14 protein-coding genes, 1 tRNA gene and 1 pseudogene are annotated in these 15,293 nt (G+C 54.4%); 8 read left to right on the forward strand and 8 right to left on the reverse strand.

From position 1 onward, the window contains the following. From rlmN to der, 8 genes are all read left to right on the forward strand, one after another. Nucleotides 1–1,001 (forward strand): 23S rRNA (adenine(2503)-C(2))-methyltransferase RlmN (gene rlmN, locus ENI00_RS14070; protein ID WP_304103690.1); only part of this gene is annotated, 1,001 nt, incomplete at its 5' end. A 40-nt stretch (nucleotides 1,002–1,041) separates the two neighbouring features. After that, nucleotides 1,042–1,848, forward strand: coding sequence for a type IV pilus biogenesis/stability protein PilW (pilW, locus tag ENI00_RS14075; RefSeq protein WP_414674260.1), 807 nt, complete (start codon nucleotides 1,042–1,044; stop codon nucleotides 1,846–1,848). Continuing rightward, nucleotides 1,838–2,758 (forward strand): RodZ domain-containing protein, encoded by a 921-nt coding sequence (locus tag ENI00_RS14080; protein ID WP_304103693.1) that lies wholly within the window; start codon nucleotides 1,838–1,840, stop codon nucleotides 2,756–2,758. The genes pilW and ENI00_RS14080 overlap by 11 nt, the downstream gene beginning before the upstream one ends. A 35-nt stretch (nucleotides 2,759–2,793) precedes the next feature. Then, complete coding sequence (gene ispG / locus ENI00_RS14085; protein WP_304103696.1) at nucleotides 2,794–3,912, forward strand: flavodoxin-dependent (E)-4-hydroxy-3-methylbut-2-enyl-diphosphate synthase; 1,119 nt, start codon at nucleotides 2,794–2,796, stop codon at nucleotides 3,910–3,912. 50 nt (nucleotides 3,913–3,962) lie between these two features. Next, entirely contained in the window at nucleotides 3,963–5,243 is a 1,281-nt protein-coding gene (gene hisS, locus ENI00_RS14090) for a histidine--tRNA ligase (RefSeq protein WP_304103699.1), read from the forward strand. Nucleotides 5,244–5,285: 42 nt separating this feature from the next. Beyond that, nucleotides 5,286–5,951: a YfgM family protein gene (locus tag ENI00_RS14095; protein WP_304103702.1), complete on the forward strand. Its 666-nt coding sequence runs from the start codon at nucleotides 5,286–5,288 to the stop codon at nucleotides 5,949–5,951. Then, complete coding sequence (gene bamB / locus ENI00_RS14100; RefSeq protein ID WP_304103705.1) at nucleotides 5,951–7,123, forward strand: outer membrane protein assembly factor BamB; 1,173 nt, start codon at nucleotides 5,951–5,953, stop codon at nucleotides 7,121–7,123. Before ENI00_RS14095 ends, bamB begins: the two co-directional genes overlap by 1 nt. A gap of 61 nt (nucleotides 7,124–7,184) precedes the next feature. After that, nucleotides 7,185–8,606, forward strand: coding sequence for a ribosome biogenesis GTPase Der (gene der / locus ENI00_RS14105; protein WP_304103708.1), 1,422 nt, complete (start codon nucleotides 7,185–7,187; stop codon nucleotides 8,604–8,606). A 30-nt stretch (nucleotides 8,607–8,636) separates the two neighbouring features. Here the strand turns inward: der and ENI00_RS14110 are convergent. The 8 genes and pseudogenes from ENI00_RS14110 to ENI00_RS14145 all read right to left on the reverse strand — a co-directional run. Then, a pseudogene (locus ENI00_RS14110) lies at nucleotides 8,637–9,026 on the reverse strand (phosphate acyltransferase); the annotation flags it as partial. An 89-nt stretch (nucleotides 9,027–9,115) separates the two neighbouring features. Beyond that, entirely contained in the window at nucleotides 9,116–9,541 is a 426-nt protein-coding gene (locus tag ENI00_RS14115) for a DRTGG domain-containing protein (protein ID WP_304103711.1), read from the reverse strand. Continuing rightward, a complete protein-coding gene (locus tag ENI00_RS14120; protein ID WP_304103714.1) occupies nucleotides 9,519–9,929 on the reverse strand; it encodes an AAA family ATPase in 411 nt (136 codons plus the stop codon). Before ENI00_RS14120 ends, ENI00_RS14115 begins: the two co-directional genes overlap by 23 nt. 33 nt (nucleotides 9,930–9,962) lie before the next feature. Further along, nucleotides 9,963–11,150 carry an acetate kinase gene (locus ENI00_RS14125; RefSeq protein ID WP_304103717.1) on the reverse strand — a complete coding sequence of 396 codons (1,188 nt, stop codon included), beginning with the start codon at nucleotides 11,148–11,150 and terminating at the stop codon, nucleotides 9,963–9,965. A gap of 21 nt (nucleotides 11,151–11,171) precedes the next feature. After that, entirely contained in the window at nucleotides 11,172–13,589 is a 2,418-nt protein-coding gene (locus tag ENI00_RS14130) for a bifunctional diguanylate cyclase/phosphodiesterase (RefSeq protein ID WP_304103719.1), read from the reverse strand. A 260-nt stretch (nucleotides 13,590–13,849) separates the two neighbouring features. Then, a tRNA-Glu gene (locus tag ENI00_RS14135) sits at nucleotides 13,850–13,925 on the reverse strand. Between the two features lie 92 nt (nucleotides 13,926–14,017). Then, nucleotides 14,018–14,920, reverse strand: a complete 903-nt coding sequence (locus ENI00_RS14140) for a TIGR01777 family oxidoreductase (protein ID WP_304103722.1) — start codon at nucleotides 14,918–14,920, stop codon at nucleotides 14,018–14,020. 11 nt (nucleotides 14,921–14,931) lie between these two features. Beyond that, nucleotides 14,932–15,291 carry a sirohydrochlorin chelatase gene (locus tag ENI00_RS14145; RefSeq protein ID WP_304103725.1) on the reverse strand — a complete coding sequence of 120 codons (360 nt, stop codon included), beginning with the start codon at nucleotides 15,289–15,291 and terminating at the stop codon, nucleotides 14,932–14,934. Nucleotides 15,292–15,293 lie beyond the last annotated feature (2 nt).

Here is a 15,293-nt window from a genome sequence, read left to right on the forward strand (position 1 = left end):
GGATGCACCAGCGCGGCGTGGATGACTTCGATCAAATGACTAATATGAGCAAACCCCTGCGGGAAAAGCTCAAGCTGGTAGCCGAAGTGCGTGGCCCGGACGTTGTCTATGACGAAACGTCGAAAGACGGAACCCGCAAGTGGGTTATGCGCATGGACAATGGCAACAACGTCGAAACGGTTCTGATCCCCGACGGCGAGCGCGGAACTCTGTGCGTTTCTTCGCAAATTGGTTGCACCCTTGACTGCACGTTCTGCTCAACGGGCAAGCGAGGTTTCAATCGGAATCTCACGGCTGCTGAAATTATCGGCCAGGTGTGGGTAGCACGCAAAGCGTTCATGCCGTTTGAGCCCGGCCCGGATCGGCCAATTACGAACGTTGTCATGATGGGCATGGGTGAGCCACTGCTTAACTTCGACAATGTTGTGGATGCCATGAATCTGATGATGGAAGATCTCGCTTATGGGATCTCCAAGCGCAGGGTAACGCTGAGTACGTCCGGCGTTGTGCCGGGTATCGACAAGCTTGCTGAAGTTACCGATGTTTCACTGGCCATTTCGCTACACGCCCCCAATGATGAATTGAGGAACAAGCTGGTTCCGCTCAACAAGAAGTACCCGATCGCGGAACTTCTGGCGGCAACGAAGCGCTACTTTAGTCGCTTGCCGGAAAAGCGAAAGGCTACCATCGAATACACGGTTATTGAGGGCATGAATGACCAGCCTGAGCACGCGAAAGAGCTCGCCGAGCTGCTGCGGGATCTTCCTTGCAAAATCAATCTTATTCCGTTTAATCCGTTTCCTGAAAGTGACTTTCGCCGGCCAAGCATGAACGCCACCCGGCGTTTTCAGGCTGTGCTGAATGAAGCGGGTTACATCGCAACCATCAGAACGACTCGAGGCGATGACATTGACGCTGCCTGTGGTCAACTGGTTGGGAAGGTAGAAGATCGAACCCGAAGAAGCCAACGATATATAGACGTTCAGCAGGTAAATCCTTAACCGGACGACTGCAACGCTTGACCCACGAGGAAAGCATTCTGTGGCTATAAAATCAGTGAGTGGACGTTTCGCTGCATTTGCAACCTTGCTGGCCGCTCTGTTCATTACCGGGTGCGTCACCACAACTGACAGCCGTTTCTCCCGTGAGGCGGATCGTCAGAAGGCGGTTGAAAGCTACGTGCAGTTGGCCACGGCTTATCTTGGGCAAGGCAATGTTGAACGCGCAAGGCACCACCTGGACCGGGCGCTGGAGCTTGCGCCCGAAAATCCTTCAGCTCTTGCAGTGTTGGGTTTGATTCATAACTCAAACGGCGAGATAGAGCTTGCAGAAAGAAGTTTCAAACAGGCAATTTCCAATGACCCGGAGTACACCCGAGCTCGAGTCTATTACGGTGCATTTTTATATTCCCAGGGGCAGCTGGAAGAGTCTCGTGACCAGTTTCGCGCCGCCTCCCGGGATACAGATTACGACGACCGTGGATCTGTCTTCTATAATTTGGGTATGACTCAAGAACGACTCGGTGAGCTGGACGAAGCGATTATATCTTATCGTCGTGCCGCTGAGTTGACCCGCGGCGACGCTCGGTCGCTGCTTTCGCTTTCCCGTACGATGGTGAATTCCGGCGATATGGCTGGCGCTGCACGTTATTATGATCGTCTGCTGCTGGTGATGCAGAGAAACGAGCGTTTGCAGCATTCCCCTGAGAGTCTGTTAACAGGCATCCGCATCTCGCGGTATCTTGGAGACAACAATCAGGAATCCAGCATGGTGTTGCAGTTGAGGAACAAATATCCGGAGTCAGTAGAGTACCAACAATACAAGGCGCTGATTTCTAATGACAAGTGATGAAACTGAACAAACTGTGTCGACTGAAGCCGTTAGTCAACAGCTTAAGAAAGCAAGGGAAAAGCACGGGTTGAGTGTTTCCCAGATTGCTGACGCGCAGCATTTGAGAGCCACCATCATCCAGGCCATTGAAAACGGTGATTATGGCCAGATTGGAAGCGAGCTTTTTCTGAAAGGTTATATCCGGGCTTACGCCAAACAGGTTGGCCTCAGTGGTGACGCTGTTATTGCGGAGCTTGACCGTGAACTGGAGCCAGCGCGACAGCAGAAGGCGCGCGAGCGGGAAGCCAGCCCGCTCGTCGATATTGAACGGCGCAAAAACCGGAAGCGCAGGATTGGCAAGCTGCTTATGATCATTATGGCGTTTGTACTCGTCGGCGCTGCTGTGATTTTGTTCGTAGTGCCGAAGTTCACCGCCGGCGAAGCCGGCGCGTCGCTTTCCACCACGTCGACGCCGGGTGATCAGGCCGTCGCAGCGAATTCAGCCGAAGAACCCACAGGGTCGGGTGTTCAGCCGGAGCCGAACACCGGCGTTGACGTCGAGACTCCGGTACTTCCGGACAATGCTGTAGATAGTACGATAGAGGACCGGATACCCATCGTGACGCTGTCCACTGAGCCGGCATTGGCGCAGCCATCGGTCAGTGAAGATGCCGGCCCGGTTTCGGGCAACCTGGAAATAGCGTTTTCGGGTGATTGCTGGGTGCAAGTGCGGGACGCGACAGGACATCAACTGACAAGTTCGCTGAAACGAGCAGGAGACACGCTCGACGTTTCCGGAGAAACGCCCTTAAACGTTGTTATAGGTGCAGTAGACACCGTCAAAACCATTCGCTTTCAGGGCGAGGCTGTGAATCTCCGCGACTTTCCTGTTGAGAACAACCGCGTAGAGTTCACTCTGACAATATGACATTTTTTGCATTTATTAATTTCGGTCATAAACAAATGAAACACGAATCCCCGATCAAAAGACGCAAATCCCGCCAGATCATGGTCGGGAACGTACCCGTTGGCGGTGATGCGCCCATTGCAGTGCAAAGTATGACCAATACCAACACGTGCGATGTGGATGCAACGGTCGGCCAAATTGTAGCGTTGCAAGATGCAGGTGCCGATATTGTGAGAGTATCTGTGCCGTCAATGGAGGCCGCAGACGCGTTCGGAAAGATTCGCAGTCGGGTGTCGGTACCCTTGGTTGCCGACATTCATTTCGACCACAAAATTGCGCTGAGGGTTGCCGAACTGGGCGTAGATTGCCTGCGCATCAACCCTGGCAACATTGGGCGCGAGGACCGTGTGAGCGCTGTGATCAGCGCGGCTCGCGATCGCAATATACCCATACGCATCGGCGTGAACGCAGGTTCTTTGGAAAAAGAACTTCAACGCAAATACGGAGAGCCTACTCCCGATGCGCTGGTTGAATCGGCTATGCGCCATATCGACATTCTCGACCGCCACGATTTTCAGGAATTTAAAGTCAGCCTGAAAGCCTCGGAAGTTTTTATGACGGTGGCTGCCTACCGCAAAATTGCGTCTCAAATTGAGCAGCCGTTGCATCTTGGCATCACCGAAGCCGGTGGACTCCGTTCAGGTACCGTGAAGTCATCCATTGGCCTTGGCATGCTGCTGATGGACGGTATAGGCGATACCATCCGGGTTTCTCTGGCCGCCGATCCGGTTCAGGAAATCAAGGTTGGTTACGATATTCTCAAAAGCCTGCGTTTGCGCAGCCGGGGCATTAACTTTATTGCCTGCCCGAGTTGCTCACGCCAGAACTTTGATGTGATTCAAACCATGAACGATCTGGAAGTGCGGCTTGAAGATGTTACAGATGCGCTGGATGTCGCCATTATTGGTTGCATTGTAAACGGCCCCGGGGAAGCCAAAGAGGCCGATATCGGGCTGACTGGTGGAAGCCCGAAAAACCTGTTTTATATGGGCGGTAAGCCGCATCAGAAGCTCGATAACGCAAACCTTACCGATGATCTTGAACGGCTGATTCGCGGGGAAATTGCCTCTCGTAAAGAACGGGAAAACGCCATCATTGTGCGTTCAGACAAGTGATCGGTTACCTCGGTCAGGCACGATTATCCAGAAAGAATTAAGGGTTTACTTTGGCTAAGATTCAGGCAGTTCGCGGGATGAACGATATCCTGCCAGAGCAAACGCCCCTGTGGCAGTTTGTTGAAGCCACCGCGCGCAAGGTGTTGCGGCAATATGGTTACCAGGAAATCCGGATGCCTGTGGTGGAGCAGACTGATCTGTTCAAACGCTCCATCGGCGAGGTGACGGACATCGTCGAAAAGGAAATGTACACCTTCGACGATCGCAACGGTGACAGTCTGACCCTTCGTCCGGAAGGCACGGCCGGGTGTGTGCGAGCAGCCGAGCAGCATGGTTTGTTGTTCAATCAGACTCGCAGAATGTGGTACACCGGGCCAATGTTCCGCCATGAGCGGCCACAGAAGGGCCGTTACCGGCAGTTTCATCAGATCGGTGTAGAATGCTTTGGCATTCCGGGGCCGGATGTTGACGCGGAACTGCTGATTCTTACCGCCAGACTGTGGCGGGAGTTGGGTCTTGGAACCCATGCTCGCCTGGAAATCAATTCCATCGGTTCATCATCGGCACGTAAAGAGTTCCGTAATGCTCTGGTAGACTATCTGGCGCAGTTCAAAACGCAGTTGGATGACGACAGCCAGCGACGCCTTGAGTCCAACCCTCTGCGTATTCTGGACAGCAAAGATCCGGGCACGCGCACATTGCTTTCAGACGCGCCTCGTCTTGAAGATTATCTTGACGCCGAATCACGAGAGCACTTTGATCGGCTAAAAGCATTGCTGGACGCTGCGGGGATTGACTACACCGTGAACCCGTCACTGGTTCGCGGGCTCGATTATTACGGTAAAACGGTGTTTGAATGGGTCACCGACAGCCTGGGTGCCCAGGGAACTATTTGTGCGGGCGGGCGGTATGACGGCCTGGTTGAGCAACTTGGCGGCAAACCGACCTGTGCGGTTGGTTTTGCCATGGGGCTTGAACGCCTGATTTTGTTGCTGGACACGCTCGGATTGACACCGGAAGACGCTAACAGCAACGCAGATATCTACGTAACGGCCATGGGCGAATCGGCGGAGGCACCGGCAATGGCGCTTGCCGAGCATTTGCGCAACGAGCTGGAGGGCCGGGTGGTGGTAAGCCATTGCGGCGGCGGCAGTTTCAAGAGCCAGATGAAAAAAGCAGACAAGAGCGGCGCCCGCTACGCGATCATTCTGGGAAACAACGAGTTGGAACACGCCACAGCGGGTCTCAAGCCGCTGCGCTCGGATGAAGATCAGGTCAGCGTAGCGCAGAAAGATCTGGCAATGGTGCTTGCGAAAGCCTTGGCGACATGATTCGCACGAACCTAAACGTAAACAACCATTACAGGAGTCAACATGGCTGAAATGCGCACCGAAGAAGAACAGGTAGAAGCGATCAAAAACTGGTGGAAGCGCAATGGCAGTGCTCTGCTCATTGGCATCGGTGCCGCCTTGGCCATTGTATTTGGCTGGCAGGCCTGGGAAAACCATCAGGAGCAGCAGCGTGCCGAAGCTGCAAGCCAGTTCGCAACTCTGTTGAATGCGTTTACCAACCAAGCCGATGAAACCTCGGGAGAGACAGTAGCCTTCGTAGCGAAAACCCTGCGAGAGGATTACACCGACAGCGCCTACGCGATATACGGCAATTTAATTCTGGCGCGCCAACAACTGGTTGAGGAAAACGACGCGGAAGCGGCGATTGATTCGCTCCAGTGGGCACTCGAAAAAGCGGGCGATCATAAAGCATTGGCGCTGGTTGTTCGTAACCGCCTTGCCCGCGCGCAGTTCTCGGCCGAGCGTCACGACGACGCATTGGCAACCATTGAGAATGCCGGAAGTGAGGAAACGACGGGCGCATTCGCCGCTATCTTCTCTGAGTTGCGCGGTGACATTCTGCTGGCACAGGGCAACAAAGAAGGCGCGCGTGATGCCTATCTTGTGGCCCGCGACCAGAGCCAGCAAGGCCGTATCGGCATTCTGGAGCTCAAGCTCTCTGATCTAGGTGTTGGGGAGGGGGCTTGATGCACTTGGCTGGCAACAGGTTGGTTCGGGCTGGCGTTTTTTCTGTTTTGACGATGGCGTTGGGCGTTTCCGGATGCAGTACCACCGATACGTTTGAACAGCCGGTACCGGTGCCGGACGTAGACAACACCGTTGATTTCAATACGGTCTGGAGCCTATCTGTCGGTGACGGCCATGATGGCGAATTTTTATATCTGGCACCGCTTAACGCGGGCGAGACAGTTTACGCGGCCTCGGCTGATGGTGAATTGCTAGCCGTAAACGCCGAGACCGGGAAGGTGCAATGGGAGCGGGAACTGGACAACCGCATTTTTGCCGGCGTTGGTGGTGATCAGTCCCAGCTTTATCTGGTCACTCGTGAAGCCGACCTGATTGCACTTTCGCGCGAAGACGGTCACGAACTCTGGCGCAGTGCTCTGCCCACGGAGGCACTGGCGGCCCCACAGTCAAACGGAACACTGGTGGTGGCCCAAACCACCGATGGAAGGGTTCTCGCGTTCGATTCGGCCACCGGCGAAAAGCGTTGGCAGTACGATGGTGTCGTACCGGCGCTTTCGGTGCGTGCTGCTGCAGCCCCGCTGGTAGGCGGCGATGTTGTGCTGGCCTCGTTTTCCAACGGCAAGCTCATTGCGTTATCAGCCGATGCAGGCCAGCCCATTTGGCAGTATGAAGTGGGGCAGCCGCAAGGCCGCACTGAACTGGAGAGGCTGGTCGACATTGCAGGTCAGCCCCTGGTTCTTGACACGGCGGTGATGGTTTCCGGGTATCAGGGCAAACTTGCTTTGGTTGATATCCGCTCCGGGCAGGAAATCTGGAGTCGTGAGGCATCCACTCTGCACGCGCCAATGGTAGGAGACGGTCGAATTTATCTGTCGTCTGCCAATGGTGATGTCATCGCATACCGGGGCTCTGATCGCAGAGAGATATGGCGTCAGGATGCCCTGTCCTGGCGTCAACTGACGCAGCCAGCCGTGTATGAAAATTACATAGTCGTTGGCGACTATGAAGGCTACATGAATGTGCTTTCAAGCGAAGACGGAAGCCTTGTAGGGCAGAAACGTTACAGCAGCGACGGCCTTCGGGTTCCGTTCCAACGCCTGGAAAACGGGAACCTTATGGTGTTCGGAAACGGCGGTAAACTGTCTGCATTGACATTGAAGGAGCGAAACTGATTCGTACTTCCTTAACGCCCGGCTTCAAGCCGGGCCTAAAACGATTTTATAGCGAACCATTATGACCCCAGTAATTGCCCTTGTCGGCCGCCCCAATGTTGGCAAGTCGACACTGTTTAACCAGATGACGCGATCACGGGATGCGCTGGTCGCCGATTTTCCTGGCCTGACCCGGGATCGTAAATACGGTGAGGGCACCTATGAAGACCAGCGCTTTATTGTTATCGATACCGGCGGTCTGACAGGCACAGAAGAAGGTCTGGATGCGGAAATGGCCCGGCAGTCCCTGCAGGCTATCGAAGAGGCCGACATTGTTCTGTTTATGGTTGATGGGCGCGCTGGTCTGACAGCCGGCGATGAGCTGATTGCCAATAACTTGCGGAAGTCTGGTAAGCAAGCGCATCTGGTGGTCAACAAAACGGACGGTCAGGACCCGGACATAGCGGCCGCTGATTTTTACAGTCTCGGATTCGAGACCGTCTTTATGATTGCGGCCTCCCACAACCGAGGCATCCGTTCGATGCTGGAGTTGTTGCTGCCTTCTGAAGAAGATCGCGTTGAGTCAGATCGAGCGGACCGGTATCCGGGTATCCGTATCGGCATCGTGGGTCGTCCGAATGTTGGCAAGTCAACCCTGGTCAACCGGATGTTGGGCGAAGAGCGGGTAGTGGTTTATGACATGCCCGGAACCACTCGCGACAGTATTTACATTCCTTATGAGCGGCAGGAAAAGCAGTACACCCTGATTGATACAGCGGGTATCCGGCGCCGGAAGAACGTTAACGAAGCCGTTGAGAAATTTTCTATCATCAAAACCTTGAAGGCTATCGACGACGCCCATGTGGTGATTTTGGTGCTGGATGCACGGCAGGGATTGGTTGATCAGGATCTTCACCTGATTGGTTTCGTTCTTGATGCCGGCCGGTCACTGGTTGTGGCGGTCAATAAATGGGATGGAATGGATCCGGAAGACCGCACCAAGGTAAAAGAGCAGGTAAAGCGTCGTCTGGATTTTCTTGATTACGCCGACAAACACTATATATCTGCACTCCACGGTTCCGGTGTGGGGGTTATGTACGATTCGGTAGAGGCCTGCTACGAGTCTGCCATGGCCAAGTGGCCCACCAATCGCCTGACGGCTATTCTTGAGGACGCAATTTCGCAGCACCAGCCTCCGCTGGTTCGCGGACGCAGGATCAAGCTACGCTATGCTCACCAAGGTGGGTCGAATCCTCCGGTTATCGTGGTGCACGGTAATCAGACAGACGCCTTGCCGGGTTCCTATAAGCGCTATCTCGAAAACACGTTCCGCAAGGTGTTGAAGGTTACAGGTTCGCCGATCCGGTTCGAATTTCGTTCCGGCGAGAATCCTTTTGCCGGCAATGTTGACCGGAAGACGCCACGCCAAAAGGTCAAACAGGATAATGATCTCAAGGCGGGGCGCCACGATAAAAGGGTCCGTCAGAAGAGCACCAAACGCTGACGGAACCGTTTGTTACGCGGGCTGGCCGCCTCAGGCCAGCCCCGCATCCTCTACTTGCTTTGCCTGTACTGATGTCAACGCGATGGTAAACACAATATCTTCCACCAGCGCACCCCGCGAAAGATCGTTAACCGGTTTTCTCAAACCCTGAAGCATAGGCCCGATACTGACTACATTGGCACTGCGCTGAACTGCCTTGTAAGTGGTGTTGCCAGTGTTCAGATCAGGGAAGATAAACACCGTCGCTTTTCCGGCCACTTTGCTTTGGGGCGCCTTGCTTTGCGCCACGCTTTCGATGGCGGCAGCGTCGTATTGCAACGGGCCATCTATAAGCAGGTCTGGCCTGCGCTTGCGCGCAATTTCCGTTGCTTCCGGTACCTTCTCCACGTCGTGCCCGCTACCGGATTCACCGGTGCTGTAAACGCTGCCATCATGGTGCCTGACACCACATTATCTTCAAGCATGGCTTCTGCCATGTCAGGGGCAAGGCCTTCTCGATTCGATCAGGGTCATTGATGGGAATCGCCGTTGAAAGGTTTGCCAGCATGTGGGCGGTTTCGTAGGTATTGGTGTGTGAACTCAACACCGTTCAGAGCCGCAACCGCCGTTGCTACGATGATGTCTTCACGAACCCCAGAAGTGACCATCAACGTGGCCGGGCTCAAAGTTTCGGTCATATTGCGGATAGATCGTGCGCACACAGAGACCTTCTGAACCCGTCGGGTGTGCATCTGGCCCTCGTGTAGCACGGGGATGCCAAGCTCCCGCGCGATATCCGATACCCTGGGCGCCAATAAATCAGACTGCCAGGGAATGCTTGCGAGTAGCCGAAAGCGATTCTCCCTAAAAACCGCACAGGCGTTCCGGTAATCAATGGGTTCACATTTTGTCTCGCTGATATTGCTGCGGGGCTCAAGCCCCGATTTTTCCGGCAACTTCCACGTTTAGCCGGGCGATATAAGCTTCGCGGCGATCGGGAACAAGACCCTCAATAATCACAACATCGACGTCTCTGGCGACTTTTTGATACTCGCCCACGACGGTTTCCATCAGCAAATCGGATTTGCCGCGATTTAGCCACTGCTGTGCTTTTTTCAGGGGAATTGGATCGGGAGGCTCTAGGTGACTGCGTGAGCGGACAAAAGTAACTGAGGAATCGTTGCCATTGTTGTGCTGCGTTTCCCCACGATTAACCGAATGGCAAAAGGGTTTGTAGAATCCGACACGGATGCCCACACGCTCCATGGCGCGCAACAGGCCCAGACAAACCGAGGTGAGCCCTGAATCCAAAGAAGTAGGCGCAATAAACAGGCTTTTGGCCATAAAGAGGTTCCAGATGGTGTCTTTAATCGTGCGTTAACAATGGGCGGCCAGGCGCGCGGCCTCACGGGCGATCACAAGTTCTTCGTTGGTCGGTATCACCAGCACCGGGAAGCGCGAATCTGCCTTGTCTATCCGGCCGTCACTTAGGCGACCGTGATGCCCGTTCAAACCGGCGTCAATATCAAACCCCAGCAGACCAAGGTGGCTCAACGTTTTTGACCTTACCCGGCTGCTGTTTTCCCCGATACCCCCGGTGAATACTAACGCATCCAAGCGATGCAGAGACGCCATCATGGCGCCGACGTACTTGGCCAGGCGAAAACAGAATATCTCAATGGCAAGGGCGGAAGGTTCATGCCCGTTATCGGCCAGATCACAAAGCGTTCGCATATCGTTGGTCTTGCCAGAAATTCCGAGAAGCCCACTACGGTGGTTCAGTACGTTGTAAACCTCGCGCTCGGGGATCCCGCAGGTACCCAGATAATCGAACAGCCCCGGATCAATATCGCCGCTTCGGGTACCCATAATCAGCCCTTCAAGCGGTGTTAACCCCATGCTGGTGTCAACGCTGAGGCCGTCCCTGATCGCGGTTATGCTGCATCCGTTGCCGAGGTGAGCTGAGATAATCGACGTTGTCTCGAGTGTTTTTCCAAGCCGTCGGGCGGTTTCGTTTGCCATGAAAAAATGGCTGATTCCGTGGAAGCCGTAACGTCGCACATGCCAGTTGCGATAATAGGATTCTGGCAGTGCATAGAGGTAGGCTCGTGGTGCCAGGGTCTGATGATAGGCGGTATCAAATACCGCAATCTGCGGAACATCGGGAAACAAGGCCCGCGTTGCTTCTATTCCGGAAAGGTTAACAGGGTTGTGAAGGGGCGCCAGGCCGGCACAGTCTTTGATGGCCTCTACCACATGGTTATCGATGATTACGGCTTCGCGAAACGTTTCTCCTCCGTGAACGACGCGGTGGCCAATGGACACCGGCTCGTCGGGCATCAACTCTCGTTCACGCAGGGTTGAGATCAGTGTCTGTAATGCCTGTTGGTGATTGGCTCCGGCTGGAAGCGCAATCGTTTCGCTGTCACCCGCAATTCTGGCGAAGGCATCCTGTGTGCCGAGGCGCTCCGCTAACGCGGATGCGAGCTTGTTCTCACGCTCGTCGAATAGAGCGAGCTTCAAAGAGGAACTGCCGCAGTTAACAACAAGAACGGATGGTTTCATGGCTCCGGCATTCCCTGAAAATCAGGTTGGTATGCGGTTATTGGACTTTAGCCACTCGGTAAACTCTTTCTCAGGAAGAGGGTGGCTGTAGAAATAGCCCTGGGCGAAATCACAACCCTCTTGCTTCAGGAAGTGAGTCTGCTGTTCGGTCTCAACGCCCTCGGCGATTATGGTAAGCCCGAGGCTGTGAGCCATACTGATGATCGCGCGCACGAGGGCGCCATCTTCAGGCGCTTTTGTCACGTCCTGGATGAATGTTTTATCGATCTTGAGCGTGTCGAAGGGATAACTCTTAAGGTAGCTGAGCGCTGAGTAACCCGTGCCAAAATCATCAACAGAAAGGCGTATTCCGGCCCGGTCCATCGCTTTGAGAATCTCAGCTGTTTCTGATGAGTTATCAAGAAGCAGGCGTTCTGTGATTTCAAGTTCCAGCCGTTCAGGAGCCAGGTTATTGTTGGAAAGAGCCTGCATAACCGCGTTTGTGAAACCGGGATCGCGAAACTGGCGGGGAGACACGTTAACCGAAATGCCGATGTCGAGGCCGGTTGTTTCCTTCCAGTCAGTTGCTGCTCGGCAGGCCTGCTCTATAACCCATTCGCCAATGGGGATAATCAGTCCGGTCTCTTCGGCCAGCGGGATAAAACGATCGGGCAAAACCATGCCCATAACCGGGTTATTCCAACGCAGCAGTGCTTCGGCTGCTTGCAGATTACCGGTTGCGGTATCTACGATGGGCTGGAAATAGAGCTCCAGCTCCTGCAATTCGAGCGCCCGCCGCATACGGGATTCCATTTGCAGGCGCTCGTGGGATACCTCGGACATTTCCCGGGTGAAGTGCGCGTAAGAGCTTTTCCCCTGGTGTTTTGCCTGGTACATGGCCGCGTCGGCGTGTTGGAGCAAGGTGCCGCTGTTGTCCGAATCCGTAGGATAAATAGCAATACCGATGCTGGTGCTGATAAACACTTCCTGCCCATTCAGAGAATAGGCGGGCCCAAAGGTATTTAAAATACGCTCCGCAACCTGCGAAGACGATTCCGGGCCGGTGAGGCCGGGCAAAATAACGAGAAATTCGTCTCCGCCCAGTCGCGCTACCGTGCTGGTTCCACGCAGGCAGCTGGAGATTCGTCGAGCCGCTTCAATCAGCAGGTTGTCACCGGCGTCATGGCCCAGCGTATCGTTAATGTGCTTGAAATTATCCAGATCCAAAAACATGACGCCAACCATGGAGCTCTCGCGCCTGGCTTGCGCCAGCGCCAGTTTGAGCCTGTCCAGTGCCAGCATGCGATTGGGCAGACCGGTCAGGATATCGTAGTTGGCCTGGCGCAGAAGCTGCTGCTCATAGCGTTTCCGGATGCTGATATCTTCACCGAGTATGAGATAACCGGTGGCGTTGCCCGCGCCATCTTTTATTGGCGTTACGATTAACTGTTCCCAGAACCGCTCGCCATTGCGCCGTGAGCTGTTAACTTCGCCCTGCCAGACACCAACCCGTTGAACCTGTAACCGGATGGATTGCCACAAATGCCGGTTTTCGCGATTTTCAAGATCGTTATCACTCAAGGCGCCCGGGTTTCTGCCGACGATGGCTTTTCCGTCATAACCCGTAAGCTGTGTAAATTTGTGGTTGGCAAACTCGACCCGCCACTGGCGATCGCAGATAACTACAGACGAGGGGCTTTGCTCGATCGCTTTGGAGAATTTGTGGATCTCTGCGGCGTCTCTTTCTTGCCGGATCATATCGTTGCTGAGTCGTTCGCGCATCTGGTTAAAGGCTTCTGTTACGCGGCCGATTTCATCGTTGCGATGCGAAGGCGTATCCGGACGATCGAGGGTAAGCGGGGTGCTTAGGTTCGCCAGAGAAAAGTCTTTGGCGTAATTCGCCATGGTGGTCAGGTGACGGGTAACAAAGTGCTGGAAAATCCAGATGATCAGTATGGAAACAAAAAACGTCTTGAGGAACTGGGTGGCCATAATGATGCCAACTTTTAGCTTCAAGTCCTCATAGACGCGATCCAGGTTGGCGGTTACCGTCAGTTCGCCGAGCTTGAGCTTCTCGTCGCCTTGATGAATCAGGTCAAACTTGTGTGATCGGGTGTCGGCTCCTCGAGGGATTTCGCCCATAACCAGCTCGGAATCCGGTTCAATGCCGAGGCGCAGGTGAACAATGTCCGGAAGGCTGAGAATGCCCTCCATTTGGGTTTGAAGCAATTTTTGATCAAGGGCCCAGAGGCTCCTGGCAAGGCTGGACGCATACCCAGACTCTACAACCTGCATGCGGCTGTCAATCTGGGAAAGATCTTTACGATAGTCTGAATAGATCTGAATAGCCGAGGCGATCAGCGTGAACGCCGAACTGAACAAGAGTATCCAGGCAAGCAGCCTGAAAGACAGGGGAGAGCCTGTTCGAAAGCGTTGAAAGCGCGTCGGTAGTTTTGGCATGTCGTAACGTCAGCCAGTCAGACAGGTTGATAAAAGCATGCAATCTATCGCTACCGAACTATAGCAGCACTTTTCTCTAAATTCCCCGCAAATACTCGAAAATACGAGAGAAATACCGGTTGCCGATGTTTGTTGACATTTCAATTCGAGCAGTTTTTTGAAGGGAAACGTAATAGGGGTTTAACAGAGTCTAGTGGCTGATTTGACCGGCACTGCAGTAACAACAATTCGAAAAGCAAAACGGGTTCAAAAAGCGAAAATGGCGTCCCCTAGGGGGTTCGAACCCCTGTTGCCGCCGTGAAAGGGCGGAGTCCTAGGCCACTAGACGAAGGGGACGCAACGCTTTAAAACCTGTGCCTCGTCGAGGTGGCGCGTATATTAAGTAAGCCTCCTCAGCCTGTCAACGCTTTTGTTAAAAACCAGACGTTTTAACCCACAGCATTTTTAAGCGCGGCATCAAGCGAAGGGTAACCAAATCGGAAGCCTGCGTCGGTCAATCTGGCGGGCACGGCTTGTTGCCCGGTTAACAGAAGGCGGGACATTTCACCTAGGGCAATTTTAAGAACTTGCGCAGGCACGGGAAATATCGCCGGCCGTTTAAGTGCATGCGCCAAGCAGCGGGTAAATTCGCGGTTTGTAGCGGGGTTAGGGCTCACCACATTGTATGCGCCCGAGGCTTCAGGTGTCTCAAGCATCCAGATAAGCGCGGCTACGACATCATCACGATGAACCCAGGGCATGTACTGGTAGCCACCGCCCAGGCGGCCGCCCAGCGCGAATTTGAACGGTGGCACCATGCGTTGAAGGAAACCACCCCCGGGCCCCGCCACTACGCCGGTTCTGGACAGGCACACACGAACTCCGTGTGACCGCAGTTCAAGTGCCGCGGCCTCCCAGTCTTTGCACAGTCGGTGGGTAAACTCGTCATGGGGCGCCGTGTCTTCGATCACCAGGGTGTCGCCCTGATCGCCGTAAAAACCCACGGCAGAGCCTGACACCAGCACCTCCGGAGGTTCAGCCCAGCTGGTGATTACGTCTGTGAGGCGATGGGTAAGGCTGATACGACTGTCCCGCAGTGCCTGCTTTCGCTGATCCGTCCAGCGTTTGTCTGCAATGCCTTCTCCCGCGAGATTGATCACAGCATCATAGCCTTGATGAGATCTCAGGCTCTCAAGGTTTGCAATAACGTCAACCTGGCCGCACAAAGCGCGTACCTTGTCCGAAGGTTGCCGGCTTAGCACGGTCAGTTCGTAGCCCCGCGTCAGCATCTCTTGGCACAACACGGAACCAATAAACCCGGTGCCGCCTGTCATCAGTACGCGCTTTTTCATAACGGTATTCCTTATTGCTTGGCGCCGTGGTCAAGCTGAAGGGAGACCACATCTTTAATCGCCTGACCCAGCAGAGGGTTTTCCCCTATAGGAGGGCCGAGGTGAATGCTGCTCCCTGTGGATTTTTCCAACGCCTCTATCATGGCGGGCACGTCTTTACGCAGGTGACGCCCAGCGGCCAGAAACAAGGGCACGACGGTGAATTCGAGAGTGCCTTGCGCAACCCCCTCCCGAACGACTGTATCGAGCGATGGCTCGGCCAGTTCCATATAGGCAATTCTGGAGTTGCTGACCGCCTTGATGGTTGGTTCAGCGAGGGCTTCAAAGGTGTCACACCAGCGTTTGTCGCTGCTGCCATGTGCTAACAGAATAA

Source organism: Marinobacter antarcticus, assembly GCF_011049865.1.
Classification (GTDB): Bacteria; Pseudomonadota; Gammaproteobacteria; order Pseudomonadales; family Oleiphilaceae; genus Marinobacter; species Marinobacter antarcticus_A.

Coding starts and splice junctions, on each gene's coding strand:
- bamB (WP_304103705.1), top strand. CDS start 5,951: ATGCACTTGGCTGGCAACAGGTTGGTTCGGGCTGGCGTTTTTTCTGTT.
- ispG (WP_304103696.1), top strand. CDS start 2,794: ATGAAACACGAATCCCCGATCAAAAGACGCAAATCCCGCCAGATCATG.
- ENI00_RS14140 (WP_304103722.1), bottom strand. CDS start 14,920: ATGAAAAAGCGCGTACTGATGACAGGCGGCACCGGGTTTATTGGTTCC.
- ENI00_RS14080 (WP_304103693.1), top strand. CDS start 1,838: ATGACAAGTGATGAAACTGAACAAACTGTGTCGACTGAAGCCGTTAGT.
- ENI00_RS14120 (WP_304103714.1), bottom strand. CDS start 9,929: ATGGCCAAAAGCCTGTTTATTGCGCCTACTTCTTTGGATTCAGGGCTC.
- ENI00_RS14130 (WP_304103719.1), bottom strand. CDS start 13,589: ATGCCAAAACTACCGACGCGCTTTCAACGCTTTCGAACAGGCTCTCCC.
- ENI00_RS14095 (WP_304103702.1), top strand. CDS start 5,286: ATGGCTGAAATGCGCACCGAAGAAGAACAGGTAGAAGCGATCAAAAAC.
- der (WP_304103708.1), top strand. CDS start 7,185: ATGACCCCAGTAATTGCCCTTGTCGGCCGCCCCAATGTTGGCAAGTCG.
- ENI00_RS14125 (WP_304103717.1), bottom strand. CDS start 11,150: ATGAAACCATCCGTTCTTGTTGTTAACTGCGGCAGTTCCTCTTTGAAG.